Annotated in this window: 21 protein-coding genes; 9 read left to right on the top strand and 12 right to left on the bottom strand. The window is 74.6% G+C overall.

All coding sequences use genetic code 11. From position 1 onward, the window contains the following. Window positions 1-2: 2 nt before the first annotated feature. From ACIBIW_RS19000 to ACIBIW_RS19030, 7 genes are all read right to left on the bottom strand, one after another. Entirely contained in the window at window positions 3-410 is a 408-nt protein-coding gene (locus tag ACIBIW_RS19000) for a YciI family protein (protein ID WP_399337501.1), read from the bottom strand. Between the two features lie 148 nt (window positions 411-558). After that, entirely contained in the window at window positions 559-1,407 is an 849-nt protein-coding gene (locus ACIBIW_RS19005) for a helix-turn-helix transcriptional regulator (protein ID WP_399337503.1), read from the bottom strand. Between the two features lie 73 nt (window positions 1,408-1,480). Continuing rightward, on the bottom strand, window positions 1,481-2,512 hold the full coding sequence (locus ACIBIW_RS19010; RefSeq protein ID WP_399337504.1) for an alcohol dehydrogenase catalytic domain-containing protein: 1,032 nt from the start codon (window positions 2,510-2,512) through the stop codon (window positions 1,481-1,483). A gap of 233 nt (window positions 2,513-2,745) precedes the next feature. Beyond that, entirely contained in the window at window positions 2,746-4,479 is a 1,734-nt protein-coding gene (locus ACIBIW_RS19015) for an ABC transporter ATP-binding protein (RefSeq protein WP_399337506.1), read from the bottom strand. Further along, on the bottom strand, window positions 4,476-6,332 hold the full coding sequence (locus tag ACIBIW_RS19020; protein ID WP_399337508.1) for an ABC transporter ATP-binding protein: 1,857 nt from the start codon (window positions 6,330-6,332) through the stop codon (window positions 4,476-4,478). The genes ACIBIW_RS19015 and ACIBIW_RS19020 overlap by 4 nt, the downstream gene beginning before the upstream one ends. Then, window positions 6,325-7,365, bottom strand: a complete 1,041-nt coding sequence (locus ACIBIW_RS19025; protein WP_399337510.1) for an iron-siderophore ABC transporter substrate-binding protein — start codon at window positions 7,363-7,365, stop codon at window positions 6,325-6,327. Before ACIBIW_RS19025 ends, ACIBIW_RS19020 begins: the two co-directional genes overlap by 8 nt. Before the next feature lie 218 nt (window positions 7,366-7,583). After that, window positions 7,584-9,035: a VWA domain-containing protein gene (locus ACIBIW_RS19030; protein ID WP_399337512.1), complete on the bottom strand. Its 1,452-nt coding sequence runs from the start codon at window positions 9,033-9,035 to the stop codon at window positions 7,584-7,586. 295 nt (window positions 9,036-9,330) lie between these two features. Between ACIBIW_RS19030 and ACIBIW_RS19035 the strand changes: the two genes are divergently transcribed. After that, window positions 9,331-11,067, top strand: a complete 1,737-nt coding sequence (locus tag ACIBIW_RS19035; protein ID WP_399337514.1) for an N-6 DNA methylase — start codon at window positions 9,331-9,333, stop codon at window positions 11,065-11,067. Then, window positions 11,060-12,331, top strand: coding sequence for a restriction endonuclease subunit S (locus ACIBIW_RS19040; protein WP_399337515.1), 1,272 nt, complete (start codon window positions 11,060-11,062; stop codon window positions 12,329-12,331). Before ACIBIW_RS19035 ends, ACIBIW_RS19040 begins: the two co-directional genes overlap by 8 nt. Window positions 12,332-12,384: 53 nt before the next feature. On the opposite strand, the gene ACIBIW_RS19045 is transcribed toward ACIBIW_RS19040, so the two are convergent. Further along, on the bottom strand, window positions 12,385-13,428 hold the full coding sequence (locus ACIBIW_RS19045) for a LysR family transcriptional regulator (RefSeq protein ID WP_399337517.1): 1,044 nt from the start codon (window positions 13,426-13,428) through the stop codon (window positions 12,385-12,387). 304 nt (window positions 13,429-13,732) lie between these two features. On the opposite strand from ACIBIW_RS19045, the gene snpA reads away from it, so the two are divergent. Further along, a complete protein-coding gene (gene snpA / locus ACIBIW_RS19050; RefSeq protein WP_399337519.1) occupies window positions 13,733-14,410 on the top strand; it encodes a snapalysin in 678 nt (225 codons plus the stop codon). A 174-nt stretch (window positions 14,411-14,584) separates the two neighbouring features. Here snpA and ACIBIW_RS19055 read toward each other — a convergent pair whose 3' ends face one another. Further along, a complete protein-coding gene (locus ACIBIW_RS19055; RefSeq protein WP_399337521.1) occupies window positions 14,585-15,598 on the bottom strand; it encodes an endonuclease/exonuclease/phosphatase family protein in 1,014 nt (337 codons plus the stop codon). A gap of 142 nt (window positions 15,599-15,740) precedes the next feature. Continuing rightward, window positions 15,741-16,670, bottom strand: coding sequence for a hypothetical protein (locus tag ACIBIW_RS19060; RefSeq protein ID WP_399337523.1), 930 nt, complete (start codon window positions 16,668-16,670; stop codon window positions 15,741-15,743). Between the two features lie 219 nt (window positions 16,671-16,889). On the opposite strand from ACIBIW_RS19060, the gene ACIBIW_RS19065 reads away from it, so the two are divergent. The 3 genes from ACIBIW_RS19065 to ACIBIW_RS19075 all read left to right on the top strand — a co-directional run bounded on the left by ACIBIW_RS19065 (window position 16,890) and on the right by ACIBIW_RS19075 (window position 19,122). Continuing rightward, complete coding sequence (locus tag ACIBIW_RS19065) at window positions 16,890-17,474, top strand: GNAT family N-acetyltransferase (protein WP_399337525.1); 585 nt, start codon at window positions 16,890-16,892, stop codon at window positions 17,472-17,474. 131 nt (window positions 17,475-17,605) lie between these two features. Next, on the top strand, window positions 17,606-18,418 hold the full coding sequence (locus ACIBIW_RS19070; protein WP_399337527.1) for an SAM-dependent methyltransferase: 813 nt from the start codon (window positions 17,606-17,608) through the stop codon (window positions 18,416-18,418). 161 nt (window positions 18,419-18,579) lie between these two features. Further along, window positions 18,580-19,122 (top strand): Uma2 family endonuclease, encoded by a 543-nt coding sequence (locus ACIBIW_RS19075; RefSeq protein ID WP_399337629.1) that lies wholly within the window; start codon window positions 18,580-18,582, stop codon window positions 19,120-19,122. 19 nt (window positions 19,123-19,141) lie between these two features. Here ACIBIW_RS19075 and ACIBIW_RS19080 read toward each other — a convergent pair whose 3' ends face one another. Together ACIBIW_RS19080 and ACIBIW_RS19085 are read right to left on the bottom strand one after the other, a co-directional pair. Continuing rightward, on the bottom strand, window positions 19,142-19,903 hold the full coding sequence (locus tag ACIBIW_RS19080; protein WP_399337631.1) for a dioxygenase: 762 nt from the start codon (window positions 19,901-19,903) through the stop codon (window positions 19,142-19,144). Between the two features lie 200 nt (window positions 19,904-20,103). Next, on the bottom strand, window positions 20,104-20,601 hold the full coding sequence (locus tag ACIBIW_RS19085; protein ID WP_399337529.1) for an SseB family protein: 498 nt from the start codon (window positions 20,599-20,601) through the stop codon (window positions 20,104-20,106). A 240-nt stretch (window positions 20,602-20,841) separates the two neighbouring features. Between ACIBIW_RS19085 and ACIBIW_RS19090 the strand changes: the two genes are divergently transcribed. The 3 genes from ACIBIW_RS19090 (at window position 20,842) to ACIBIW_RS19100 (ending at window position 24,700) form a co-directional block, all read left to right on the top strand. Then, the gene (locus ACIBIW_RS19090) at window positions 20,842-22,683 is read left to right on the top strand and encodes an acyl-CoA dehydrogenase (protein ID WP_399337534.1); all 1,842 of its coding nucleotides are present in this window, start codon (window positions 20,842-20,844) and stop codon (window positions 22,681-22,683) included. 347 nt (window positions 22,684-23,030) lie between these two features. Then, window positions 23,031-24,338, top strand: a complete 1,308-nt coding sequence (locus ACIBIW_RS19095; RefSeq protein WP_399337536.1) for a M18 family aminopeptidase — start codon at window positions 23,031-23,033, stop codon at window positions 24,336-24,338. Window positions 24,339-24,430: 92 nt separating this feature from the next. Beyond that, the gene (locus ACIBIW_RS19100) at window positions 24,431-24,700 is read left to right on the top strand and encodes a DUF6458 family protein (protein ID WP_399337537.1); all 270 of its coding nucleotides are present in this window, start codon (window positions 24,431-24,433) and stop codon (window positions 24,698-24,700) included. The last annotated feature ends 23 nt before the right edge of the window (window positions 24,701-24,723 follow it).

Below are 24,723 nucleotides of genomic sequence, written 5' to 3' on the forward strand. Positions count from 1 at the left end.
GCTCACTCCGTGATGGTGGGCGGCTCGGTCAGGAACGGGCGCAGCTCCAGCCACTCGTGGATCGGCCGCCCGCCCGCGCCCGGCGCCGCGGACAGCTCCCCGGCCAGCTCGACGGCGCGCTCGCGGCTGTCGACGTCGATCACCATCCAGCCCGCGATCACGTCCTTGGTCTCGGCGAAGGGCCCGTCGGTGACGGGCGGCCTGCCCTCGCCGTCGTAGCGGACCCAGGTCCCCTCGGGGGCCAGCGCCTGGCTGTCGACGTACTCCCCGGTCTCCTCAAGGCGGGCGGCGAACTCGTTCATGTACGCCACGTGGTCCGAGATCTCCTGGGGCGTCCACTTGTCCATGGGGACGTCGTTGACCGACGCGGGCGCGCCGCGGTAGTGCTTGAGCAGCAGGTACTTGGCCATCGTGGTGCCTCCTCTGTGCTGGTGCGGCCCGTGTCCGGCCGCGTTCACAGCGGGGACGGAGCGGGCCTGCCGTTCTCGACACGGCCGGAGGATTTTTCTCACGCTCTTTTCCGCGGGCCCCGCGCCCCTCGCCCGCGGCTGCGGGTCCTCAGGCCCCCTGGGTGAAGGATTCCACCCCGAGTACCCGCAGGAAGTCCAGTTTCTCCGCGGTCTCGGAGCCGGGCTGCGGGCGGAACATGATCAGGCTGTTGCCCGTGCGGGGACTGAGGACCACGTCGCACTGCACGTCCAGGCGGCCCGCCCGCTCGTGCAGCAGGGTCTTGCGGGTCGAGGTCATCGCGGCGACCTCCCCGAGGTCCCAGAGGGCCCGGAACTCCGCGCTGCCCGCCAGCAGGTCCTTCAGCATCCCCCTGGCCAGCGGGTCCTTCTCGTGGCGGTACGCCGCCCCGCGGAACTGCGCCACATAGGTGCGGCCCAGGTGCTCGTGGTCCTCCGGCGGGTAGAGCGCCCGGCTCGACGGGTCCGTGAACCAGCGCCACACCGTGTTCGCCTCCCGGCCCGGGCGCTCCGCCCAGGGGCCGAGCAGCGCCACACCGAGCGGGTTCTGCGCCACCACGTGCCCGAGGTCGTCGTTGACCAGGGCGGGCGTGGTGACCAGGGCGTCGAGGATGTGCATCAGGCCCGGGTCGACGTAGCCGTGCCCGAGGAAGCCGGACGGCGGGCGCTGCCCCGCCACCACGTACAGGTGGTCGCGCTCGTCCGCCGAAAGCCGCAGCGCCCGGGCGAGCGCGGCCAGCAGCGCCGGTGACGGATTGGCCTTGCGGCCCTGCTCAAGGCGCTCGTAGTAGTCGGCGGAGACGTTCGCGAGCGCCGCCACCTCCTCCCGGCGCAGCCCCGGCGTCCTGCGCCGGGAGCCCGCCGTGAGGCCGACGTCGCCGGGGCGCAGCGCCTCGCGCCGGGTGCGCAGGAACCTGCCCAGTTCTGTGCTGTCCGCCATGCCACGCCTCCTCGCCGCACGGACCCGTCGGGGTTCGCGGTAGTTCGCGGTGTGCTCCGGGCACGCCCGCGCCTCAGTTGCCCGTGGTGAGGACCATACGGAAGCGGGCGCGCCCCGACAGCATCCTTTCGAGCGCGTCCGCCGCGCGCTCCAGCGGGACCTCCTCCACCTTGGCCCGCACCCCGGACCGCGCGGCGAAGCGCAGCGTGTCCTGGGTGTCCACGGCGATGCCCGACGCGTGCCCGCGCACGCTCCTGCCGCCGTTGACGAGCTGGAGCGGATTCACGTCGAGCCCCTCCGGGGTGGCGCCGAGCACGATCAGCTCGCCGCGCCGCCCGAGGCCCCCGAAGGCGTCGGACATCGCGGCGCTGTTGGTGACGGTCGCCAGCACCACCTTGGCGCCGCCGAGCGCGGTCAGCTCCGTGGCGACGTCCTCGGCGGTGCTGTCGATGTAGCGGTGCGCGCCGAACTCCCGCGCGGCCTCCGCCTTCTCGGCGCCGCGCGCGATGGCCACGGTGTGGAAGCCCATGGCCCGCGCGAACTGCACCCCCAGGTGCCCGAGCCCGCCGAGCCCGAGGACCGCGACGGTGTCGCCCGCCCGTGCGGCGCTGCGCCGCAGCCCGTTGTAGACGGTGATGCCCGCGCAGGCCAGCGGGGCGGCCTCGACGGCGGTGAGTCCTTCGGGGACCGCGGCGAGCGCCACGGCGGGCACCACCACCGAGTCGGCGAAACCGCCCGGGTAGGCGGCACCCGGGATCTGCACCTCGGGGCAGTGCACCCCGTCGCCCGTCCTGCACGCGTCGCAGTGCCCGCAGCTCCCCCCGTACCAGCCGACGGCGACCCGGTCACCGACCTCCCACCCGGGCACCTGGTCCCCCACGGCGTCGATGCGCCCGGCGATCTCGTGCCCGGTGACGAGCGGAAAGGCGGTGCCGGGGAGGTGCCCCCCGATGACCATGGCGTCGGAGTGGCACACCCCGCACGCCTCGACGGCGATCCTGACCTGCGCGGGCCCCGGCTCACGGGTCTCGGCGCGCACGAGCTGCGGGGCGGCCCCCGGCTCGGCGGTCTGCATGGCGCGGTGGGTGCGTGCGGTGGCGGACATGGGACTCCTCGGGGAGGCGCCGCGGCCCGGGTGCCGGGCCGCGCGACGGATTCTGGCCGTACGGAGGCGGCCGCCACCGTCACCCGGCAGCGACCCGCCCCCCACCACCCTCACGCCCCCGACCCCCCGTAACCACGTCCCACCGGTCCCCCCGTAACACGACCGGCCCACCCCGCCCGACCGGACGGCGGATTCCCCGGCCGGGGCCACCCCCTCCCAGCCGGTCACCGGGGCTACACCCCCAGCCGCCACCCCTGGGCCTTCTCGTGGGCGGACCAGAGTTGGGCGTAGCGGCCCTCGCCCGCGAGGAGGGACTCATGGGTGCCGCGCTCCGCGACCCGGCCGCCGTCGAGGACCACGATCTCGTCGGCGTCCGCGATCGTGGCCAGGCGGTGGGCGATGATCAGCAGGGCGCGGCCCTCGCCCAGCTCCGCAAGGGCCTCTCGTACCGCCGCCTCGTTCTCCGCGTCCAGCGCGGACGTCGCCTCGTCGAGGAGGACCACGGGGGTGTCCTTGAGGAGGGCGCGGGCGATGGCGACGCGCTGGCGCTCGCCGCCGGAGAGCAGGCCGCCGCCCTCGCCGACGCGGGTGGCCCAGCCGTCCGGCAGCCGCTCCACGATGCCGTCGACGCGGGCCCTGCGCGCGGCCTCCCGCACCTCCTCTTCGGTGGCGTCGGGGCGGCCGAGCCTGATGTTCTCCTCGATGGTGGTGTCCAGCAGGTGCACGTCCTGGAAGACCAGGGACACGGTGTCGAGCACCGCCTCGGTCCCCAGGTCGCGTACGTCCGTGCCGCCGATGGTCACCGTGCCCTCGTCCGCGTCGAAGAAGCGGGCGATCAGCTTGGTGACGGTGGTCTTGCCCGCGCCCGAGGCGCCGACCAGGGCGACGGTGGCACCCGGCGGCACCCGCAGGTCGACGCCGTCGAGCACCGGCTTGCCCGGCTCGTAGCCGAAGCGGACCCCGGTCAGCTCCACCGCGGGCGGTGTCGTGGCGAGCGGCGCGGGCTCGGCGGGCTCGGGCAGCGGGGGCTCGGAGAGGAACGCGTCGACGCGGTCGACGGCGGCGCGGGAGGCGTGCAGGGCGCCCGCCGCGCCCGCGACCACCGCGAGCGGCTGGAGGAAGTGCACCCCGAGCACCAGCAGCGCCACCGCGCGCGTCGGGGTGATCTCGCCGCCGTCGGCCAGCACGAGGCCGACGACGAGCACCGCGGTGAACGCGAGCTGGATCGCGAGCTGCCCCAGATGGAGCCCGGGCATCGCGCCGACGACCTGGCGGCGCATTGCGGTGTGCTGGGCGGCAAGCGCCTCGTCGAGGTCGCGGCGGCCGTCGGCGGCGGCGCCGCCCGCGCGCAGCACCGGCTGCGCCCCCGCGTACTCCACGAGCCTGGCCGCGGCCTCGGCGGCCGCCGCGTCGTGCTCGGCGTCGGTGCGCTCCGTCAGCCGCCGCGCCACCCGGAACACCAGCAGCACCACGGGCACCGTGACCAGCACGGCGAGCGCGATCCGCCAGTCGTAGCAGAGCAGGAAGACGAAGATGACGGACGGGGTGAGGACCGCGCCGATCAGGGTCTGGGCGAGGTGCGGGGTGAGCGCGACGGTGTTGACGCCGGGGCCGATGAGCCGTTCTAGCTGCCCGGTGCGCGGCCCGTCGAACCAGCCGAGCGGCAGCCGTACGGCGTGCGCCCCGATCCGCGCGTGCAGGGCGCGCCGCCAGGCGGAGGAGAGCCACAGCGCGCGCAGGCCCATGTCGTAGTGCGCGAACCAGCCGACGACGACGGCGCCCGCGAGCGGCAGCAGCCAGCGGGCCGCGGTACCGGTGTCGCCGGAGAGCAGCGCCCCGAGCAGCGGCACGAGCAGCCCGAAGGCGGCGCCCTCACTGAGCGCGTAGAGGGTGGTGGAGGCGAGGTAGCGGATCAGCAGGGGGCGGCTGTCGTCCCGCCCGACGATCCGCAGCAGCGTGGTGATCATGATGCCCTCCCGGTGCCGGCGGCCTCCGCTGCTGCTCCGGCGGCGTCGGCCGTGGCGTCGGCGGCGGCGCGTCCGGTCCGTTGGGCGCGCCACATGCGGGCGTACGTGCCGTCGGCGGCGAGCAGCTCCTCGTGCCTGCCGCGCTCCACGATCCGGCCCTCGTCCAGGACCAGGATCTGGTCGGCCGCGGTGACGGTGCGCAGCCGGTGGGCGACGACGAGCAGGGTGCGCCCCGCGGCGAGTTCCGCGAGCGCGTCCTGTACGGCCGCCTCCGACTCGGGGTCCGCGAAGGCGGTGGCCTCGTCGAGTACGACGACGGGGCTGCCGCCGAGCAGGGTGCGGGCGATGCTGACCCGCTGGGCCTCGCCGCCGGAGAGCCTGGCGTCCTCGCCGACCACGGAGTCGTAGCCGCGCGGCAGCGCCGTGATCCGCTCGTGCACGGCGGCGGCACGGGCGATGGCGCGCACCTCCTCTTCGGTGGCGCCGGGGCGGTAGAGGGCGATGTTGTCGCGCACCGAGCGGCGCAGCAGGACGACGTCCTGGAAGAGGAAGCCGATGTGCCGGTGCAGCTCGGCGCGTTCGAGGTCGCGGATGTCGACGCCGTCGAGCCTGATCGCGCCGCCCGTGACGTCGTGGAAGCGGGCGAGCAGCAGCCCGAGCGTGGACTTGCCCGCGCCCGAGGGGCCCACGACGGCGGTGACCGTGCCGGGCGCGAGGGTGGCGCTGAGGCCGTGCAGCACCTCGTGGCCCGGGGTGTAGGCGAAGCGCACGTCGTCGAGTTCCACGACGGGCGCCCCCTCGTAGGGCGGCAGCACCCGCGGCTCCGCGACGGTGGGCTCGGGCGGCTCGCGCAGCAGCCCCGCGACGCGGTGCGCGGCGTCCCTGGCGGCGCGGCGCTTGTCCCTGGCCGTGTAGATCGGCGTGATCATGTCGAAGAGGCCGAGCGCGAGCAGCACGAACGCCACCACGTCGGGCGGATCGGTCCAGCCGAGCCCGGCGAAGCCGACGCCGCATCCCGTGACCAGCAGCAGTACGGTCGCGTGCGCGACGGTGGCGCGGGTGAGGCTGCGCTGCTTCACGAACACCCGCTGCGCGGCGTCGTTCGCCTCGGAGAACTCGGCCGCCGCGGCGGCGAACCTGCGGGGCGTCTTCGCCGCCTCGAACGCCTTGGCCACGGCGATGCCGCGGACGAGTTCGATGGTGGCGCCCGACAGCTCGGTGCGGGCGGCGGCGATGCGCCGCACCGGGTCGGCGGCGCGGGCCGCGAGCCGCATCCGCATGCTCTGGGCCGCCGCGACGACGGCGAGGGTCAGCAGCGCGAGCCGCCAGTCCGCCCACAGCAGGTAGACCGCGATGACGAGCGGCCCGGTGACGGCGGCCGCCATGTCGCCGCGGGCGTGGGCGACGGCGTGGTGCAGCGCGGAGACGTCGTCCTGCACCGTGGACTTGACCTTCGCCGACACGCCCCCGGCGAACCAGCCGAGCGGCAGCACCCCGAGGCGGTCCGCGAGCCTGGCGCGCAGCACCCGCGCCAGGTCCGCGTCCGCGAGGTGGCTGAGCAGCCCGGCGCCCAGGTAGAGCAGCAGCCGCAGCGCGAGCAGCGCGACGGCGCTCCAGGCGATGGCCCACAGGTGGTCGTCACGCCCTTCGAGGAGGCGCCGTCCGATCTCGACGACGGCGACCATGGGCGCCACCGACAGCGCGACGGCGAGCGCCTGGAGCACGGCGGCGACGTTGACGCGGGTGCGTACCGGGGCCTGGAGGGCGGCGAGGTCCTGGGCCGGGGTGGGCTCCGCGGGGTCCCCGGCCGCCGTCTCCTCGCCGCCGTGCGCCGCGGCGGGCCGCTCAGCCAATGGCTCCGACCGCCTTCTCCAGCTTGGGCGTGATCGCGTCGAGGCCGTAGGGGATGCTCAGCACGGAAGGGAAGCCGAGCGAGATCGCCGTGGGCATGTCGAGCGCGATGTACGAGCCGCGCTGTACCGACTTGAGCTTCTTGAACAGCGGCTTCGCCTCGAACTGCTTGCGTTCCCCGTCGGACTGGAACGTGAGGATGGTGATGTCGGCGTCCAGCAGGTCGAGGCGCTCGGGGGACACCTCGGACCTGCCGGGCGTGGCGCTCTCCGGCAGCGCGGTGACCTTGGGCGACAGCTTGATGCCGAGCTGGCTGAAGAAGCGGGCGCTGGCGTCGTCGGGGCGGCTCGTGGTGAAGACCTGGTTGCCGACGACGGGGCCGAAGGTGGCCGTCCTGCCCTCGAACTCGGGGTGCTTCTTCTTGACGTCCGCGATCTTCGCCTTGACCTGCTTCACCAGCTCGTCGGCCTTGTCGCGCTTGCCGAGGATGTCCCCTGCACGCTGCGTCATGACCTCCCAGCCGTCCTGTCCGACACCGGCCTTGTAGCTGAGGGTGGGGGCGAACTTGCTCAGCTTGGGGTAGTCGTCGGCGAGTTGGTAGTCGTCGCTGGCGAGGATGAGGTCGGGGCGGGCGGCGGCGACCTTCTCGACGGGCATGCCCTTGACCGTGTCGATCAGGGTCGGCTTGCCGGTGGGCTTCTGCCAGGGCGCGAGGCCGCTGGGGAAGACCGCGTTCTTGGCGATCAGCACCAGGGGGGCGCCGAGCGCGAGGGCGAGGTCGGTGTCGCGGAGGTAGCCGCAGGCGGCGACCCGCTTGGCGGGCGCCTTCATGGTGGCGGAGCCCTCCTTGCCCGGCACGGTGACCGGGAAGCCGCTCGCCGAGTCCTTGCCGTTCTCGGCGTCCTTCGCCGCCGTCGACGAGCCGCCCTTGCCGCTGTCGCCGTCCCCGTCGGAACAGGCCGCGAGCAGCGCGGCCGCCCCCAGCGCCCCGGCGCCGCCCAGAAAGCCCCGCCGTGAGAATCCCCGACCGTTCATGTCCCCACCCTCTCGCGCGCGCCCTCACCCCGACGCGCCTGCGTGTGCGCCCACCCGACGGGCAGGCTAAGGGTAGGCTAACCTGACCACGCTCCGGCAGGAGGGGGTGGGTTACGGGGACCCGGCAGCGCACCGGCGGGTCCCGGGGGAGAAAAGGGCCCGCAGGGCGTGGGCACGGATCGGTCGTCCGCACCGGTCACCGCCCCTCGGGCCCCTTGCTACGCCTGCCAGTCGGCCAGCAGGGCCGTGTACAGCTCCGCGTCGGTCAGCTCCTTGGGCGTCGGGCCCGCGTGGAAGAAGGACGCGTTGTCCGCCTTGAGCCTGCGCAGGTAGTCGAAGCCCTTGGAGTCCTCCTCGCCGAAGGCGACGAACTGGAAGAACAGCGGGTGCGACGACGCGTCCGCGAGGGCCTGCGTGGCCGGGCCCTTGGTGTCCGGGGGCCCGTCCGTCTGGAAGACGACCAGCGCGGGGCCGGTGGCGCCCGAGCGCTCGTAGTCCGCCACCACCTCGTTGACCGCGCTGTGGTAGCTGGTACGGCCCATCCGCCCGAGGCCCGCGTGGAGTTCGTCGATCCTGCCCTCGTACGCGTCGAGCGTCAGCTCGCCGGTGCCGTCCAGCTCCGTGGAGAAGAAGACGACGTGCACGGTGGCCGCCGCGTCGAGCTGCGCGGCGAGCGCGAGCACCTGCTCGCCGAGGTTCTGCGCGGAACCGTCCTTGTAGTACGGGCGCATGGACCCGGAGCGGTCCAGGACCAGGTACACCCTGGCTCTGGCACCGGCAAGACCCCGCGCCTCAAGCGCGGCACCGGCCGCCTGGTACGGGGCAAAGAGCGCGGAGGCCCGGGACCGGACCTCCGCAGCTTCCACGGCAGGCTTCGCCTCGGCCTCGGGCTTCGCTTCTGCTGCGGGCTTCGCCTCGGCTTCGGGCTTCGCCTCGGCTTCGGCTTCGGCTTCCGGCGCAGGGGCGGGCTCGGCGGCGGGCTTCGCCTTGGCCTTGGCCTTCGGCGCGGGGGCCGGGGCGGGCTCCGGCTCCGGCTCGGCGGCGGCCTCGGCCGCGGGCTCGGGGGTGGCAACGGCCTCCGGCGCGGCGGGCTCCGGCTCGGGGGCCGCCTCGGCCGGTGGCTCGGGGGCCGCCTCGGCCTCCGCCGCGGGGGCAGGCTCTGCGGCGGGCTCCGGCTCGGGAGCAGCTTCCGGTTCGGGCTCCGCCCCGGCCTCCGGCGCGGCAGGCGCCACCTCCGCTTCGGGCGCCTCCGCAGCCGCAGCCGCAGGCTCTTCCGTAGCCGCAGCCGCAGGCTCGGCTTCGCCCCCGGCGGGAGCCGACTCCGCAGCCGGAGTCTCCGCGACCGAACCGTCGGCCCCGGCCCCGGCTTCGGCGGCCGACGCCCCGGGGGCGGCCTCCGCGGCGTCCGCCGCACCCCGCTCGCCGCCAGGCGCCGGCACCGCCACCTTGTCGAAGGCAGCCGCCACCAGATCGTCGGCCGCCGCCCCCGAGTCCTCGCGTGCCCTGGGGACCGAGGGCTTCGCGGTGTCCGCTCCGGCGGCGGCCCCGCTCTCCGCCGCCTCCTGCGAAGCCCTGGCCTCTGGTACGAGCGGGGCGGCAGCGGCGTCCCCGTCCCCCTCGGCCTTGCGCGACCGCCCGAACGCGTTCCGCAGGCGATTCAGAATGCCCATGTGCGCAACCCTTCGCATGAGTTGTTTCCCGTAATCCCTGGCCAGGACGGACACGTAAGGTTAGCCGCCACCGACCCCGATCTACTGAAGGGGCGCGAAGCCTCGCGACCGCCGAGGCGACGGTACCGACCCGCGGCGCTCCCGCCTCGCCCGCGTCACGAATTCACCCCGTGTTCACACCCCAGGGGGCACCCCATACGGGCTCCGGAAGAATCCGAGGTGCCGGGACAACGGAGCGTACGCGCCCGTAACCCGCCACACTTCCCTTCACGGAGCAACCGGAAGGAGCCACACCGTGGCACCCGCACGAAGGGCGAGGACGACACTTGCACCACACAACGCCACCACAGGCACGGCCACCACAGGCAAAGACCTCAAGGACGCACTCTGGAAGGCGGCGGACAAGCTCCGCGGCAGCATGGACGCCGCGGAGTACAAGCACTTCGTCCTCGGTCTGATCTTCCTCAAGTACGTCTCCGACGCGTTCGCCGAGCGCCACGCGTCGCTGCCGCCCGCCGCGCCTCCCGCCGCCATCCCCGTACCGGACGCCGACACCGGCACGGAAAGCGGCGCGGTGCCCGCGGCGGAGCACGCGTTCCGCGGCCCCGACGACCCGGCCGCGTACACCGGTTCCGGGGTCTTCTGGGTGCCGCCCGGGGCCCGCTGGGAGGCCATCACCCGGCACGCGGACGCCTCGGGCCGCGGCGGCGAGCCCGTGGGACCGCTGCTCGACACCGCGCTGCGCGCGATAGCCGCGACCAACCCGCCGCTCGCGCACGCCCTGCCCGTCGACCTGTTCACCGTGCGCGGCGTCGACAACCGCAGGTTAGGAGAGCTTGTCGGTCTGATCGACCGGATCGGCTTCGGGGACCAGCTCGCCCCCGACGGCCGCAGACGCAGCGCGCGCGATGTGCTCGGGGAGGTGTACGAGTACTGTCTCGCGCGGTTCGCCGCGGCCGAGGGCCGCAGGGGCGGCGAGTACTTCACGCCCGCGTGCGTGGTGCGGCTGCTTGTCGAAGTGGTCGAGCCGCGCCCTGGGGAGCGGGTGTACGACCCGGCGTGCGGTTCCGGCGGGATGTTCGTGCAGGCCGAGAAGTTCATCGAGAGCCACGGCGGCTGCACCGCGCCCGAGATCACCGTCCACGGGCAGGAGCTGAACCAGCACACCTGGCGGCTCGCCGGGATGAACCTCGCCATCCACGGCATCGCCGCCGACCTCGGCAGCCGCTGGGGCGACGTCTTCCACGACGACAGGCACCCCGGTCTTCGCGCGGACGTCGTGATGGCGAACCCGCCGTTCAACATCTCCGACTGGGGCGGCGAGCAGCTCGCGGACGACCCGCGCTGGCGCTACGGCACCCCGCCGCCCGGCAACGCCAACTACGCCTGGCTCCAGCACATGGCCGCCAAGCTGGCGCCCGGCACCGGGCGCGCCGGGATCGTGCTGGCCAACGGCTCGATGAGCAGCGAGCAGTCGGGCGAGGGCGCCATACGCCGCGCGATGGTCGAGGACGACGTGGTGGCGTGCATGGTGGCGCTGCCGGGACGGCTGTTCCGCTCCACCCAGATCCCGGTGTGCCTGTGGTTCCTCGCGCGCGACAAGAGCCCGCGCGGCGAGGCGGGCTACACGGACCGCAGGGGGCAGATCCTGTTCATCGACGCGCGGGGCCTCGGGGAGATGGTGGGCCGCACCGAGCGCGAGCTGACCCCGGGGGACATCTCCCGTATCGCGGGCACGTACCACGCCTGGCGCGGCACCCCGTCCGCGCGCGAGAGACGCCTGGCGTACGAGGACGTGCCCGGCTTCTGCCGCTCGGCGGGCCCCGAGGAGATCCGGGCGCACGACTACGTGCTCACCCCGGGGCGCTATGTGGGCAGCCCCGAGCCGGGGGACGCCACGGACGACGGCGGGGCCGCGGAGGACGCGGTGGAGAGCATCGCGCGGCTGCGCAAGGAACTCTTCGCGCACTTCGAGGAGTCGGCGCGGCGGGAGGCCGTCGTACGCGCCCAGTGGGGAGGGATCGGTGGCTGACACCGCGCGTGCCGGGGCCGCCGCGCCCGGCACGCTCCCGCACCCGCTGCTCGGCGAGGTGCCCGCGCACTGGACCCGTACCACGCTCGGCGAGGTGTGCGAGCCCGACGGCGGGATAAGGACGGGCCCGTTCGGGACGATGCTGCACGCCTCCGACTATCTGCGGGGCCCGGACGCGGGCCGCGGGGTGCCGAGCGTGATGCCCGCGAACATAGGGGACAACCGCGTCGTCGAGGACGGCATCGCCCGGGTCGCCGAGGCCGACGCGGAACGCCTCGGGCCCTACCGGCTGCGCGAGGGCGACATCGTGTACGCGCGCCGCGGCGACGTGGAGCGCCGGGCGCTCGTACGGCCCCCGCAGGAGGGCTGGCTCTGCGGCACGGGGTGCCTGCGGGTGCGCCCCGGGCCCGCAGCGGAGCCCGGGTTCCTCGCGTACTACCTGGGCCATCCCGCGGTACGGGCCTGGCTGGTGCGGCACGCGGTGGGCGCCACGATGCCGCACCTCAACGTGCGGACGCTGGCGCGGGTACCGCTCGCGCTGCCGCCGCGCGCCGAACAGGCCGCGATAGCGGGGCGGTTGGCGGCGCTCGACGCCAAGACCGAGATCAACGACACGATCTCGCGCACCTATGAGGCGCTGCTGCGGGCGGACTGGGCGGCGCTCGGCGCCGACGCGCCCGGTGGGGACGGGCTGATCAGGGCGGACGAACTCGTGGAGTTCAACCCGCCGTTGGCGCGCCCGCCGGGCACCGACGTGCCGTACGTCGACATGGCGGCGCTGCCCACGGCCGCCGCCCGGGTCACCGCGCGCCCGGCGCGGCGGGCGGCGGCGGGGGCCAGGTTCAGGAACGGCGACGTGCTGTTCGCCCGGATCACGCCCTGCCTGGAGAACGGCAAGACGGCCTTTGTGGACTTCCTCGCCGACGGCGAGACCGGCACCGGGTCCACGGAGTTCATCGTGCTGCGGGCGCGCCCGGGGGTGCCGCAGGCAGTCGCGTATCTGCTGGCGCGCAGTCCGCGCTTCCGGCAGTTCGCGATCTCCGCCATGGCGGGGTCCTCCGGCCGCCAGCGCTGTCCCGCGGGCGCGCTCGCCGGGTACCTGCTGCGCCGTCCCGAGCCCGCGGCGCTCGCGGCGCTCGGCGTCCGCACGGCCGGGGCGCTCGCCCATGTCAAGGCGCTCGACGAGGAGTCGGCGCGGCTCACCGCCCTGCGGGACGCCCTGCTGCCGCGGCTGCTGACGGGCCGCCCGGTGGCGCGGGACTGAGCCCGCGGGAAACGGGGGCGACGGGTCCCGACGGCCGCCTGGGCGGGGGGAGTTCAGGCGGCGGGGGCCCTGCCGCCGCGCGCCGCGGGGGGCCTGCCGTCCCGTGCGGCGGGGGGCAGTTCGCGGGGTGCGGGCGTGAGCAGTCCCTCGCCGCCCGGCGCCTCGGGCCCACCCGGCGGGCGCCGCAGCCAGTCCCGGTACGCGGGGGCCTGCCAGGCGGCCTCCCAGTACGCCTCCTCCAACTCCTCGTACACCAGGTCGATCTCGCCCTCGGTGCGGGCCGCCACCATCAGCCGCACCCCGAGCGGGTCGCCCTGGAGGGGCCGTATCACCAGCTCGGGCCGGGGCCGCGCGGTGGGCTGACTGACCGTCACCACCTCGCCGGTGGCGGCGAGGGAGTAGGCGGTCAGATAGTCGCCGTGCAGCACCGGAGGGTCGATCTTCGCCTCGCGCAGCACCCGGCACAGGCCGTCCCACTCGCCGTCCACGGTGGAGTCGATCATCCAGCGGTCGTGCGCGAGGTCGGCGAGGCGCACCTCGCGGTGGGCGGCGGCGGGGTGGTCGACGCCGAGCGAGACGAACTGCGGCTCACGCTCGACCAGGACCCGGGTGCCGAGGCCCGGCGGGATGCGCAGCGGGCTGCCCTCCACCTCGTGGACGAAGGCGACGTCCAGCCTGCCGCCCTCGACCATCCGCAGCAGCGCATTGGCCGACACGTCCATCTGGAGCGTGGGTTCACGACGCGGCGGCCTGGAGCGCAGCCGCCGCAGCCAGCCGGGGATGGCGCGGCTCGCGGTGGCGCCGATGCGCAGATGGGGCCCGGCGGCGCGGGCCGCCGCCGCCCTGGTCTCGGTGATGAGCGACGCCAGCTCGGTGACGAGCGGCCGCGCCCTGCTGAGCACCCCCCGGCCGAGCGGCGTGGGACGGCATCCCGTACGCTCCCGCGCGAACAACTCGCCCCCGAGGGCCTGTTCGATGCGGCGTAGCTGGGTGCTCAACGAGGGCTGGGCCATGCCGAGTTCACGGGCCGCCTTGTGCAGGCTCCCGGTGTCGGCGATGGCACACAGCACGCGCAGGTGCCTGACCTCAAGCTCCATGGCTGTCGAGCGTAGGCGCGCGGCGCCCCCGGCACCAGACGGTCCGCGCGCCGCGCGCCAAGGCCCGTTCCCCTTGCGGCACTTGGGTCTACGCGCGTGCAGGAGCCGGTGCGCCGGGGGCCGTGGGAGCCGGTCGGCGGGGGCCGCGCGGGGGTGGTGCCGGGGGCCGGGCGAGGGTGGCGCGCGGGGGGCGATAGGCCCGTGCTATCGCCAGTTGCCATCATCCGCAGGGGCGCCGGCGTCCCGGACACTCCTGCTTACCGACCGTTCTCACCCCCACACACGGAACGAGTAGGAGCCCCCCATGACGAAGAAGCCCTCGAAGAGACTCGTCTCCCTCGCGCTCGGCGTCGGCCTCGCCGCCGCGGCGCTCGGCACCGCCGTCCCGGCGAGCGCGCAGCCCGTGCCCGGCGACTCCCCCGCGCGTGCGGGCGTGGTGTCGCACTTCACCAAGGGCTCGGAGAGCGCGTCCGCCAACAAGGCGCTGTTCGAGTCCATCCTCAAGACCGTCGCCAAGAAGCAGGCCGCCCACCCCGACCTCAAGTCGGTCACCGTCACCTACGACGCCTCGGGCGCGCCCAGCTTCCAGTCGGTGATATCCACCGCGGCCTCGATCTGGAACGGCTCGGTCTCCAACGTCCAGCTCGCGCCCGGCGGTTCGAACGCGGACTTCGCCTACTACGAGGGCAGCGACCCGTCCGGTTCCTACACGTACTCCGACGGCCACGGCCACGGCTACGTCTTCCTCGACTACGCGCAGACCCAGCAGTACGACTCGGTCCGCGTCGCGGCGCACGAGACGGGCCACGTACTCGGCCTGCCCGACACCTACGACGGCCCGTGCAGCCAGCTCATGTCCGGCGGCGGCCCGGGGCCGTCCTGCACCAACCGCTACCCGGACGCCACGGAGAGCGCGACGGTCGAGCAACTGTGGGCCAACGGCCTGGAGAAGGCGCTCGACAAGCTGAACAAGGTGCACTGAGCCCACCCCGCCGCCGGGCGGGCGCCCACCGCGGCGCCCGCCCGGCCCGGGCGCACAGACCCGGCCTCCCCCGGCTGCCACCCCCCACCGGCTGCGGATCACCGTCCTGGGTGCTCCCCGCCGAGCGGGCGGCCTGGGGAGGCCGGCTCCATGCGCGGCCCCCGCGGGCCCGGGTCAGTCCGCGGCGCCCCCGGAGCGCAGGGTGACGTCGGCGACCAGGGCCCGGTGGTCGCTGCCGCCGAGCCCCACGAAGCGGGCGCCACGTACCGAGAAGTCGTCGCTGAGCAGCACGTGGTCGATCTGTGCGCCGAGCGCGGGCGCGGTGCGCGCGGGCCAGCTCGGCGTCCTCGGGTGCCCGGCGAGCCGCGCCGCGTCCCGCAGCCCCGTGTCGAGGACGTGCCGGAACGCGGAGTGGTCCTGGCTCGCGTTGAAGTCCCCCGCCAGCACCGTCGATTGCCCGTCGGCCGCCGCGGCCCAGTCCCGCAGCGCGCCGAGATCCCGCCGCCAGACGCCGACACCGTGCGGCGGCAGCGGGGGCACCGGGTGCGCGAGCTGGAGCCGCACCGGGTGCCCGCGCACGTCGGCGACCGCGCCCGGCATGCCCAGGGTGCCCCCGACCCCGCGCGCGGCCGTGAGCCTGAGGGAGCTGAGGATCAGCGAGCCGTGCGAGGCGCGCCCGTCGTCGCCCGCCGCGGCCCGGTGGGGGAGGCGGTCGTCCCCCAGCGCCTCGTCGAGCCGGTCGGCGCAGGCGCGGTCGCACTCCTCGACGAAGACGAGGTCGGGGTGGTCGCTGCGCACCAGCCGCGCCAGGTCGGCCGCCGCCCGGCCTGCCTGGAGGTTGGCGGTCACCACCCGCAGCGCGGCGACCGGCGCGCCGCGCGCCTCCGAGACCTTCCCGTACGGCTCGACGTACCAGGCGAGCACCGCGAGGAGCAGCACGCCCCACAGCAGCCCGAGCCGCCACCGCGCCAGCGCCGCCACCAGCAGGCCGAGGCCCGCGGGCGCGAGCAGCCACGGCCAGCAGGCGAGCAGTTGCGGTACGGGGGTGAACGCGTCGGTGTCGGCGGCCCTGCACGCCACCACCGCGCTCACCGCCAGCAGCGGCAGCGCCGCGAGCACCCGGGACGCACCGCGCCCCGCACCGCCCGCGCGGCCGTAGCCGTCCGCGGTGTCGTCGTCCTGAACCACCCACGCCCCCCGTGCGCTCGGTCCCTGCCGGCCCTGTCCCCGCCGGTCGCCCGCCCTCGCCGGTACGGGGCCACCCGCATGCTGCCTTACGGGGGCCGCGGCGCCCGGGGGCGGGGGGCCTGCGGGGCAGGGCGCGGCGGGGTCAGGGGGTGAGGTTGTCGGCCGTGACGGGCTCGGGGGGCAGTTCGGGGGCCGTCGGGTCGGCGCCGCGGCGCCTGGCGCCGTACCGCTCGAAGCCCCAGGTGGCGGCGGCGACGGCGGCCCCCGCGGCGAGGATCGCCCAGGAGGTGAGGCGCAGCGGGGAGGTGAGGGCGTCGTAGACGGCGCCCGCGGCGGCGCGCGAGACGTCGGGCGGCAGGTCGGCGAGGGTGAGGCCGCGGCCCGCGGCGACCGCGCCGAGCAGCGCGGCGGCGCCGAGCGCCATCCCGAGCGCGGTGGCGGCGAGGGCGCGGCGGCGCCGCAGGGCGAGCAGCACCCCGAGGACGGCGAAGACGGCGGCGGCGGCCGGTGCCCACACGCTGAGCACTCCTGCCATGGAAAACCCCTTCCTGGCCACCGCGAGTTCGCTGCGGCGCAGCACGGTGACCTCCATGTGGGTCACGGGGATACGGTTCGCGAAGGGCACCCCGCGCCCCATGAGGTCGCTGCGCACCCGTGCCGTCACCGGGGCCAGGTCCACCCGGACGGCCGCGTCAGCGCGGCCGCGCAGTGCGCCCGAGACGGCGTCGTGGGCCGCCTGGTTGGCGGTGATCCAGGCGGTGCGGAAGGCGGGGGTCCCGGTGAAGGACCAGGCGGCGGCGCGCACGAACCGCTCCACCGCGTGCCGGGGCGGCGGCGGTCCCACGGCGCCGCCCGCACCGGGCGTGAGGGTGGGGACGACGGTACGGGTGACGGCGTCCGCGACGTCCGCGCGCACCGCGGGGTCGGTGGCGAGCGGCGCCATGACGGCGACGTAGCGGTCCTCGCGCCCGACCTCGTGGACCGCCCAGCCGGAGACGAGTCCGGCGGGGAGCAGGACGCAGGAGAGCGCGATGAGGGCCCTGGTGAGCAGGGAGCGGAGGGCGCACGGCACGTCTTCAAGACAACCTTCGCCAGGGGGGCGCGGCGAAGGGAAGGGGGCCGAGCGGGTTACGGGGCGTGTCGGCCCGGGGCGTGCGGGGGCGGGAGCCGCGCCCCGGGGCTCGGACGGCCGTCGTCCAGGCCCCGGGGCGCGGCCGGGAAACCGGGAGATGCGGGGCGGCCGGAAAAATACGGAGGCGGGGCGCCGGGTGCCGGTCGCAGAATGCGGGGCATGCCGCTGCTCGTACCGCTGACCATCGCCCCCGGCTCGCTGTCGGGCACCGCACAGCCCCGGCTGCCCCTCGCCCCCGGCGCCCTGCTGCGCCCCTGGCGGCTCGACGACGCGCCCGCCGTGCGTGCCGCGTTCGACGACCCGCTGATCCAGCGGTGGCACCTGCTGCGGCTCGACTCGGCGCCCGAGGCCGAGGGGTGGGTGCGGGACTGCCGGTCGACATGGGAGCGGGAGGCCGCGGCGCACTGGGCGGTGGTCACGGCGGCGGACGACGCGCTGCTCGGCCGGGTCGCCCTGAAGGGCTGGGACGCCTGGGACGGCTCGGCGGAGATCGCGTACTGGATGACTCCCGCGGGGCGCGGCGCGGGCCTGTGCACGCGTGCGGTGCGGGCGGTGACGGAGTGGGCGTTCCGCACGGCGGGCTTCCACCGCGTCCAGATCGTCCACTCCACCGCGAACGTGCCGTCCTGCCGGGTCGCCACGAAGGCCGGCTATGCGTGGGAGTCCACTCGCCGCGCGGCCGCCCGGCATCTGGACGGCTGGCACGACATGCACGTACACGCCAGGACGGCGGACGAGGGCTGACCCGCGGCGCGTCCCGCGCACCGCGGCGCGCGGCGGCCGGGCCGCGGCGCGCCCCCCGCGATAGCCTGGCAGCCGCCCGGCCCGGCGACGCGGGGCCGCGGGGGACGTACGGGAGCCGAGGAGGAGCCAGCATGGGGGAAGAGCCGGACGGCACACCGGTGCCCGACACCTCGCAGGCGCACCCCGCGCGGGTGTACAACGCGTGGCTCGGCGGCAAGGACAACTACCTCGTCGACCAGGAGGCGGCCGAGCTCGCCGCCACCGCCAACCCGGGCATCGTCCCCGCGGTGCGCGCGAACCGCGCCTTCCTCGGCCGTGCGGTGCGCACCCTCGCGGTCGACGCCGGAATCCGGCAGTTCCTTGACATCGGCACCGGCATCCCCACCGCCGACAACACCCACGAGGTGGCCCAGCGGGCGGCGCCCGAGTCCCGGGTGCTCTACGTCGACAACGACCCCATCGTCCTGGCGCACGCCCGCGCCCTGCTGGTCAGCCATCCGCGGGGCGCCACCCGGTACATCCAGGCCGACCTGCGTGACGTGCCGACGATCCTGGCCGCCGCCGGGACCGATCTCGACCTGACGCGGCCGGTGGCGCTGCTGCTGGTGGCGGTGCTCCAGTACGTGCGGGACGCGGACGACCCGTACGGGATCGTGCGGCGGCTGCTGGACGCGCTGGCGCCCGGCAGCCACCTGGTGATCTCGCACCCGGCCTCCGACATAGCGGGCGACGAGGTCGCCGCGTCCATGCGCGTGTACAACGAACGCGCCGCGGAACACGCCTCCGCCACCCCCCGCACCCACGACGGCGTGGCCCGCTTCTTCACCGGCACCGAACTGCTCGCGCCCGGCGTGGTGCAGCTCCCCGACTGGCGCCCGGAACCGGAGACACCGTCGCCGGGGCCGCTGCCCATGTGGTGCGGCGTGGGCCACCTCGCCCGCTGACCCGCACCACCGCGCCGGGAGCGTCCCTACGCCAGCAGCTCGGCGACCTGGTCGAGTTGTGCCCGGGTGAGGGGGCCCTTCAGGAGGGCGCCCGCGCTGTCCTCGGCCTGGGCGGTGTTGCGGAGCGGCGGACCGCCGCCACGGACTCCTCGTCGTCGACCCTGCCCCACCCGAGCGGCTGGGAGGCCGACGATCTGGACCACCTGCCACAGGCGCCACGGCACACCGAGTTGATCGACGGAGCCCTGATCTTCATGGTGTCGCCGCAGCGGTCGTGGCACTCCCGGCTGGTGGAGAACCTGACCTTCGTGCTGCGGCGGGCCCTCCCCCCGGGGTACGAGGTCGAGCGGGAGATGACCGTCCGCCTCGACCGCAGCAGCCGCCCAGAGCCGGATGTCGTGGTGGCCACGGTGGCCTACGACCCCGACCGCACCTGGTACGCGCCGCAGGACGTCGCGGTGGTGGTGGAGGTCGTCTCGGAGGAGTCGGCCGACCGGGATCGCTCGTTGAAGCCGTTCAAGTACGCCCGGGCCGGTATCCCGCACTTCTGGCGGGTGGAGGACGAGAGCGGGCGGGCCGCGGCGCACACCTATGAGCTGGACGGCATGACGCGCTCGTACGTGGCCACCGGTATCCACCGCGGCACGCTGAAGGTCGGCGCACCGGAAGTGCTCCGGGTCGATCTGACGGCCCTCGTCCCCTGAGCCCGGCGCGCCCATTGGGCTAACCGAACTGCACCGACCGCTTCGCCAATCCCATCCAGAAGCCCTCGACCGTCGTGCGGGCCGCGCCCGCCTCGCCCGTGGCGTCCGCCGCGCCCAGGGTGACGAAGAGCGGGGCGAAGTGTTCCGTGCGGGGGTGGGCGAGCCTGCCCGCGGGTGCCTTCGTCTCGAAGTCGAGCAGGGCGTCCAGGTCGCCCGCGGCCAGCGCCTGCGCGCCCCAGGCGTCGAACTCGGTGCTCCACGACGGGGTGCCGCCCTGGCGCAGCGCCGCCAGGTTGTGGGTGAAGAAGCCGCTGCCGACGACCAGGACGCCCTCGTCGCGCAGCGGCGCGAGCCTGCGGCCGAGCGCCATCAGGCGGGCGGGCTCCAGGGTGGGCATCGAGAGCTGGAGCACCGGGATGTCGGCCCCCGGGTACATCTCGACCAGCGGTACGTACGCGCCGTGGTCGAGGCCGCGTTCCGGCGCGTCGCCCACGGGTGTGCCGGGCCCGGCGAGCAGCGCACGCACCGACGCCGCGAGGGCGGGGGCGCCCGGGGCGTCGTAGCGGACGTCGTAGTAGCGGTCGGGGAAGCCCCAGAAGTCGTGGACGAGGGGGACGGTCCTGGTGGCGCCCAGGGTGACCGGGGCCTCCTCCCAGTGCGCCGAGACCATCAGGATCGCCGCGGGGCGCGGCAGCGCCGCGGACCAGGCCGCCAACTCGCCCGGCCACACGGGGTCGTCGGCGAGCGGCGGTGCGCCGTGGCTCAGGTACAGCACCGGCATGCGGGACGGGTCTGGCACGGCGGACTCCCCTCGGTGGCGGACGGATGCGGGCCCGCCGACCAGATTACCTGACTTGTTGAGCATTCAAGTAGATCCGGAAGGGCGGTCGCCCGGTGGGCATCACCGCGTGTCCGCAAGCAGGCGCCAAACGTGACGAAGGGCGGCCGGGGGCCGCCCTTCGCGCGCGCCGGACGGGCGCGTCAGCCGTACATGCGGCGCATCGAGAAGTCCACCATCTGCTCGACGGCCTTCGCGTCGAACACCATGCGGTGCTCGCCCTCCATGTCGAGGACGAAGCCGTACCCCGTCGGCAGCAGGTCGATCACCTCGGAACCCGTGATCACGAAGTACTTCGAGTCCTTGCCCGCGTACCTGCGCAGCTCCTTCAGGGACGTGAACATCGGGATCACCGGCTGCTGGGTGTTGTGCAGCGCGAGGAAGCCGGGGGAGTCGCCGCGGGGGCAGTACACCTTGGAGGTGGCGAAGATCGCCTGGAAGTCCTCGGCGGCCATCGAGCCCGTGGTGAACGCCCGTACCGCGTCCGCCAGGGACGGCGGGGACGGCTCCGGGTACAGCGGCTGCTGGGGCACCTCCCCGTAGGACGGCTGAGCGCCGTAACCGCCGGGCATCTGCTGCTGAGACTGCCCGTACTGCTGCCCGGCAGCCGTACCGGCCGCGTGCTGGTCGTAGCCGTACATGCCGCAAGGGTACCGAGCCCGCGGGCGCCGCGGGGGCGCGGGCGCGGGGAGGGAGACCCGTCACACTCCGCGGTGCGGGGTTGCGTCTTATTACCGGCGGGTAGCATCATCGTAGCCACCAGCCGGTGCCAGAGCGCGCGCACGACGCCGATCGCGCGAGCGCTGTGGGTTTACCGCCGCTCTGGCGGCCACTGACACAGTGGCGGGGACCCGTCTTCCGACACCAACGGAGCCGTTGCCATGGGCCACTACAAGTCGAATCTCCGCGACATCGAGTTCAATCTCTTCGAGGTCCTCGGCCGCGACAAGCTGTACGGCACGGGCCCGTTCGCGGAGATGGACGTGGAGACCGCGAAGGACCTGCTGACCGAGCTGGCCAAGCTCGCCGAGAACGAGCTGGCGGAGCCCTTCGCCGACGCCGACCAGAGCCCCCCTGTCTTCGACCCCGAGACCAACACCGCGCCGCTGCCCGAGACGTTCAAGAGCGCCTACCGCGCCTACATGGACGCCGAGTACTGGCGGCTGATGCTCCCCGAGGAGATCGGCGGCACCACCACCCCGCCGTCCCTGATGTGGGCCAACGCGGAGCTGGTGCTCGGCGCCAACCCGGCCCTCTACATGTACTCGACCGGCATCGGCTTCGCCCGCATCCTCTTCGAGGAGGGCACCGAGCACCAGAAGCGCATCGCCGAGGTCGCCGTCGAGCACCGCTGGGGCGCCACCATGGTCCTCACCGAGCCCGACGCCGGCTCCGACGTCGGCGCGGGCCGCACCCGCGCCGTCCCGCAGGACGACGGCTCCTGGCACATCGAGGGCGTCAAGCGGTTCATCACCTCGGGCGAGCACGACCTGGAGGAGAACATCCTCCACTACGTGCTGGCGCGCCCCGAGGGCGCGGGCCCCGGCACCAAGGGCCTGTCCCTCTTCCTCGTGCCCAAGTACGACTTCGACCACGAGACCGGCGAACTCGGCGAGCGCAACGGCGTCTACACCACCAACATCGAGCACAAGATGGGGCTGAAGGTCTCCAACACCTGCGAGCTGACCTTCGGCGAGCGCCACCCCGCCAAGGGCTGGCTGATCGGCGAGAAGCACGACGGCATCCGGCAGATGTTCCGCATCATCGAGTTCGCCAGGATGATGGTGGGCACCAAGGCGATCTCCACCCTCTCCACCGGCTACCTCAACGCCCGCGACTACGCCAAGGACCGCGTCCAGGGCCCCGACCTCGCGCAGTTCATGGACAAGACCGCGCCCAAGGTCACCATCACCCACCACCCCGACGTGCGCCGCTCGCTGATGACGCAGAAGGCGTACGCGGAGGGCATGCGGGCGCTGGTGCTCTACACCGCCTGTGTGCAGGACGACATCGCGGTCGCGACCAGGGAGGCGCAGGGCGAGGACACCTCGCGGCTCGACGCGCTCGGCGCCCTCAACGACCTGCTGCTGCCCATCGTCAAGGGCTACGGCTCCGAGCGCGCCTACGAGCAACTGGCCCAGTCCCTCCAGACCTTCGGCGGCTCCGGCTACCTCCAGGACTACCCCGTCGAGCAGTACATCAGGGACGCCAAGATCGACACGCTCTACGAGGGCACCACCGCCATCCAGGGGCAGGACTACTTCTTCCGGAAGATCGTCCGCAACCAGGGGCAGGCGCTGAACGGACTCGCCGAGGAGATCAAGGAGTTCCTGGCCGTCGGCACCGGCGGCGAGGAACTGGCCCCCGCGCGCGAGGCGTTGTCCCGCGCCGCGGTCGAACTAGAGGCCATGGTGGGCACGATGCTCACCGACCTCGCCGCCACCGAGCAGGACGTCAGGAACATCTACAAGGTCGGGCTCAACACCACCCGGCTGCTCATGGCCTCTGGCGACGTCGTCGTCGGCTACCTGCTGCTGCGCGGCGCCGCCGTCGCCACCGAGAAGCTCCAGACCGCCGCCGCCAAGGACGTCGCCTTCTACCAGGGCAAGATCGCCGCCGCGAAATTCTTCGCCGCGACGGTGCTGCCGGGCGTCGCGACCGAGCGGCTGATCGCGGACGGCGTGGACCTCGGCCTCATGGACCTGGACGAGGCGTCCTTCTGAGCCACGGCTCCCCCTGACCACGGGGCGGGGGCCGCGCCCGCCCCGTGCGCCCTCCCCCGCGCCGTCGGCGCCCCGGCGGGCGCGCCCCTCAGGGCGTCGTGCGCGTCCCCCATGCGCGCACGGCGCCCGCCCCCGGGCCCACGGCCCCGGCAACACGCGCCGCCCCAGGCCCCGCCCCCGCCCCACGCAGCACCCGCGGCCCGGGGCCCGTACCGCCGCCCGGCGCACCGCCACCGCGCGCCCCCCAACGGCCCGCATATGCCCCCGGTCTCGGACGCCGGGCGCAGGGCGCCCCGCGCACCGGCGAGCGGGATCGCCTTCGCTGCCGCGCTGGTTAGGCTGGCCGTATGCCTACCACTCCTCGCTTCGACCGAGGCCACAGCGACGACCTCATGTCCTTCCTGACGGCCGGGCCTTCGCCGTACCACGCCGCGGCGGCCGCCGCGGAACGCCTGGAGAAGGCGGGCTTCCGGCAGCTCTCGGAGACCGACAGGTGGGACGACACCACCGGCGGCCACTACGTCCTGCGCGGCGGCGCCCTCATGGCCTGGTACGTGCCGCCCGGCGCCCGCGCCCACACCCCGTACCGGATCGTGGGCGCCCACACCGACTCGCCGAACCTGCGCGTCAAGCCCAGGCCCGACTTCGGCGCCCACGGGTGGCGGCAGATCGCGATGGAGGTCTACGGGGGGCCGCTGCTGAACTCCTGGCTCGACCGCGACCTCGGCCTCGCGGGCCGCCTCAGCCTGCGTGACGGCAGCACCAGGCTCGTCACCGTCGACCGGCCCCTGATGCGGGTGCCGCAGCTCGCCGTGCACCTCGACCGCAGCGTGTCCAGCGACGGGCTCAAGCTCGACAAGCAGCGCCACCTTCAGCCGCTGTGGGGGCTCGGCGAGCCCCACGAGGGCGAGTTGATCCGGTTCGTGGAGGACGCGGCGGGGCTCGACGCGGGCAGCGTCACCGGCTGGGACCTGATGGCGCACCCCGTGGAGCCGCCCACGCGCCTCGGCCGCGACCGCGAACTGATCGCGGGCCCCCGCATGGACAACCTGATCTCCGTGCACGCCGGCACCGCCGCGCTGCGCGCGGTCGCCGCCCCGGGCGCCGAACTGCCGTACATCCCCGTCCTCGCCGCCTTCGACCACGAGGAGACCGGCTCCCAGTCCGACACCGGCGCCGAAGGCCCGCTGCTCGGCACCGTCCTCGAACGCTCCGTGTACGCGCGCGGCGGCGGCTACGAGGACCGGGCCCGCTCCTTCGCCGGGACGGTCTGCCTCTCCTCCGACACCGGCCACGCGGTCCACCCCAACTACCCGGAGCGGCACGACCCGACGCACCACCCGGTCGCGGGCGGCGGCCCCATCCTCAAGGTGAACGTCAACAACCGCTACGCCACCGACGGCGGCGGCCGGGCAGTCTTCGTGGCCGCCTGCGAGCGCGCCGGGGTGCCCTACCAGTCGTTCGTGTCGCACAACTCGATGCCGTGCGGCACCACCATCGGCCCCATCACCGCGGCCAGGCACGGCATCACCACCGTCGACATCGGCGTGCCGATCGTCTCCATGCACAGCGCGCGCGAGCTGTGCTCGGCCGACGACCCCCACATGCTGGCCGGTGCGCTCGCGGCGTTTCTGGAGGGCACGGACGCCAGTTGACGAACCGGGCCGCATGCCCGCGCCCCCGCCGGGTACCGGAGGCGAGTACACACAAGCAGCCACACCGGACAGCACGGACGGAGGCGGGAGCCATGGGTATAGGTGGATGCATCGTCCTCATCGCTGTGGGCGCCATCCTCACCTTCGCGACGGACTGGGACCTCCAGGGCGTCAACGTCGACCTCGTCGGCATCATCCTGATGGCGGTCGGCCTCATCGGACTTGCGATGTTCAGCAGCATCGCGCGGCGCAGGCGCGTCGTGGTGCCGCCCGCCCAGACCATCGTCGAGGACGACGGGCACCACCACAGCGGTCACGGCTACATCGACGGCGGCCCGGGCGGCGGGCCCTACGGCGGCTGAGAGCAGCCACGCCCCGCCACCGG

Source organism: Streptomyces sp. NPDC050560, from assembly GCF_044457285.1.
GTDB lineage: Bacteria > Actinomycetota > Actinomycetes > Streptomycetales > Streptomycetaceae > Streptomyces.

Coding starts and splice junctions, on each gene's coding strand:
- ACIBIW_RS19010 (WP_399337504.1), bottom strand. CDS start 2,512: ATGTCCGCCACCGCACGCACCCACCGCGCCATGCAGACCGCCGAGCCG.
- ACIBIW_RS19005 (WP_399337503.1), bottom strand. CDS start 1,407: ATGGCGGACAGCACAGAACTGGGCAGGTTCCTGCGCACCCGGCGCGAG.
- ACIBIW_RS19090 (WP_399337534.1), top strand. CDS start 20,842: ATGGGCCACTACAAGTCGAATCTCCGCGACATCGAGTTCAATCTCTTC.
- ACIBIW_RS19080 (WP_399337631.1), bottom strand. CDS start 19,903: ATGCCGGTGCTGTACCTGAGCCACGGCGCACCGCCGCTCGCCGACGAC.
- ACIBIW_RS19085 (WP_399337529.1), bottom strand. CDS start 20,601: ATGTACGGCTACGACCAGCACGCGGCCGGTACGGCTGCCGGGCAGCAG.
- ACIBIW_RS19100 (WP_399337537.1), top strand. CDS start 24,431: ATGGGTATAGGTGGATGCATCGTCCTCATCGCTGTGGGCGCCATCCTC.
- ACIBIW_RS19045 (WP_399337517.1), bottom strand. CDS start 13,428: ATGGAGCTTGAGGTCAGGCACCTGCGCGTGCTGTGTGCCATCGCCGAC.
- ACIBIW_RS19000 (WP_399337501.1), bottom strand. CDS start 410: ATGGCCAAGTACCTGCTGCTCAAGCACTACCGCGGCGCGCCCGCGTCG.
- ACIBIW_RS19070 (WP_399337527.1), top strand. CDS start 17,606: ATGGGGGAAGAGCCGGACGGCACACCGGTGCCCGACACCTCGCAGGCG.
- ACIBIW_RS19095 (WP_399337536.1), top strand. CDS start 23,031: ATGCCTACCACTCCTCGCTTCGACCGAGGCCACAGCGACGACCTCATG.
- ACIBIW_RS19015 (WP_399337506.1), bottom strand. CDS start 4,479: ATGATCACCACGCTGCTGCGGATCGTCGGGCGGGACGACAGCCGCCCC.
- ACIBIW_RS19030 (WP_399337512.1), bottom strand. CDS start 9,035: ATGGGCATTCTGAATCGCCTGCGGAACGCGTTCGGGCGGTCGCGCAAG.
- ACIBIW_RS19065 (WP_399337525.1), top strand. CDS start 16,890: ATGCCGCTGCTCGTACCGCTGACCATCGCCCCCGGCTCGCTGTCGGGC.
- ACIBIW_RS19025 (WP_399337510.1), bottom strand. CDS start 7,365: ATGAACGGTCGGGGATTCTCACGGCGGGGCTTTCTGGGCGGCGCCGGG.
- snpA (WP_399337519.1), top strand. CDS start 13,733: ATGACGAAGAAGCCCTCGAAGAGACTCGTCTCCCTCGCGCTCGGCGTC.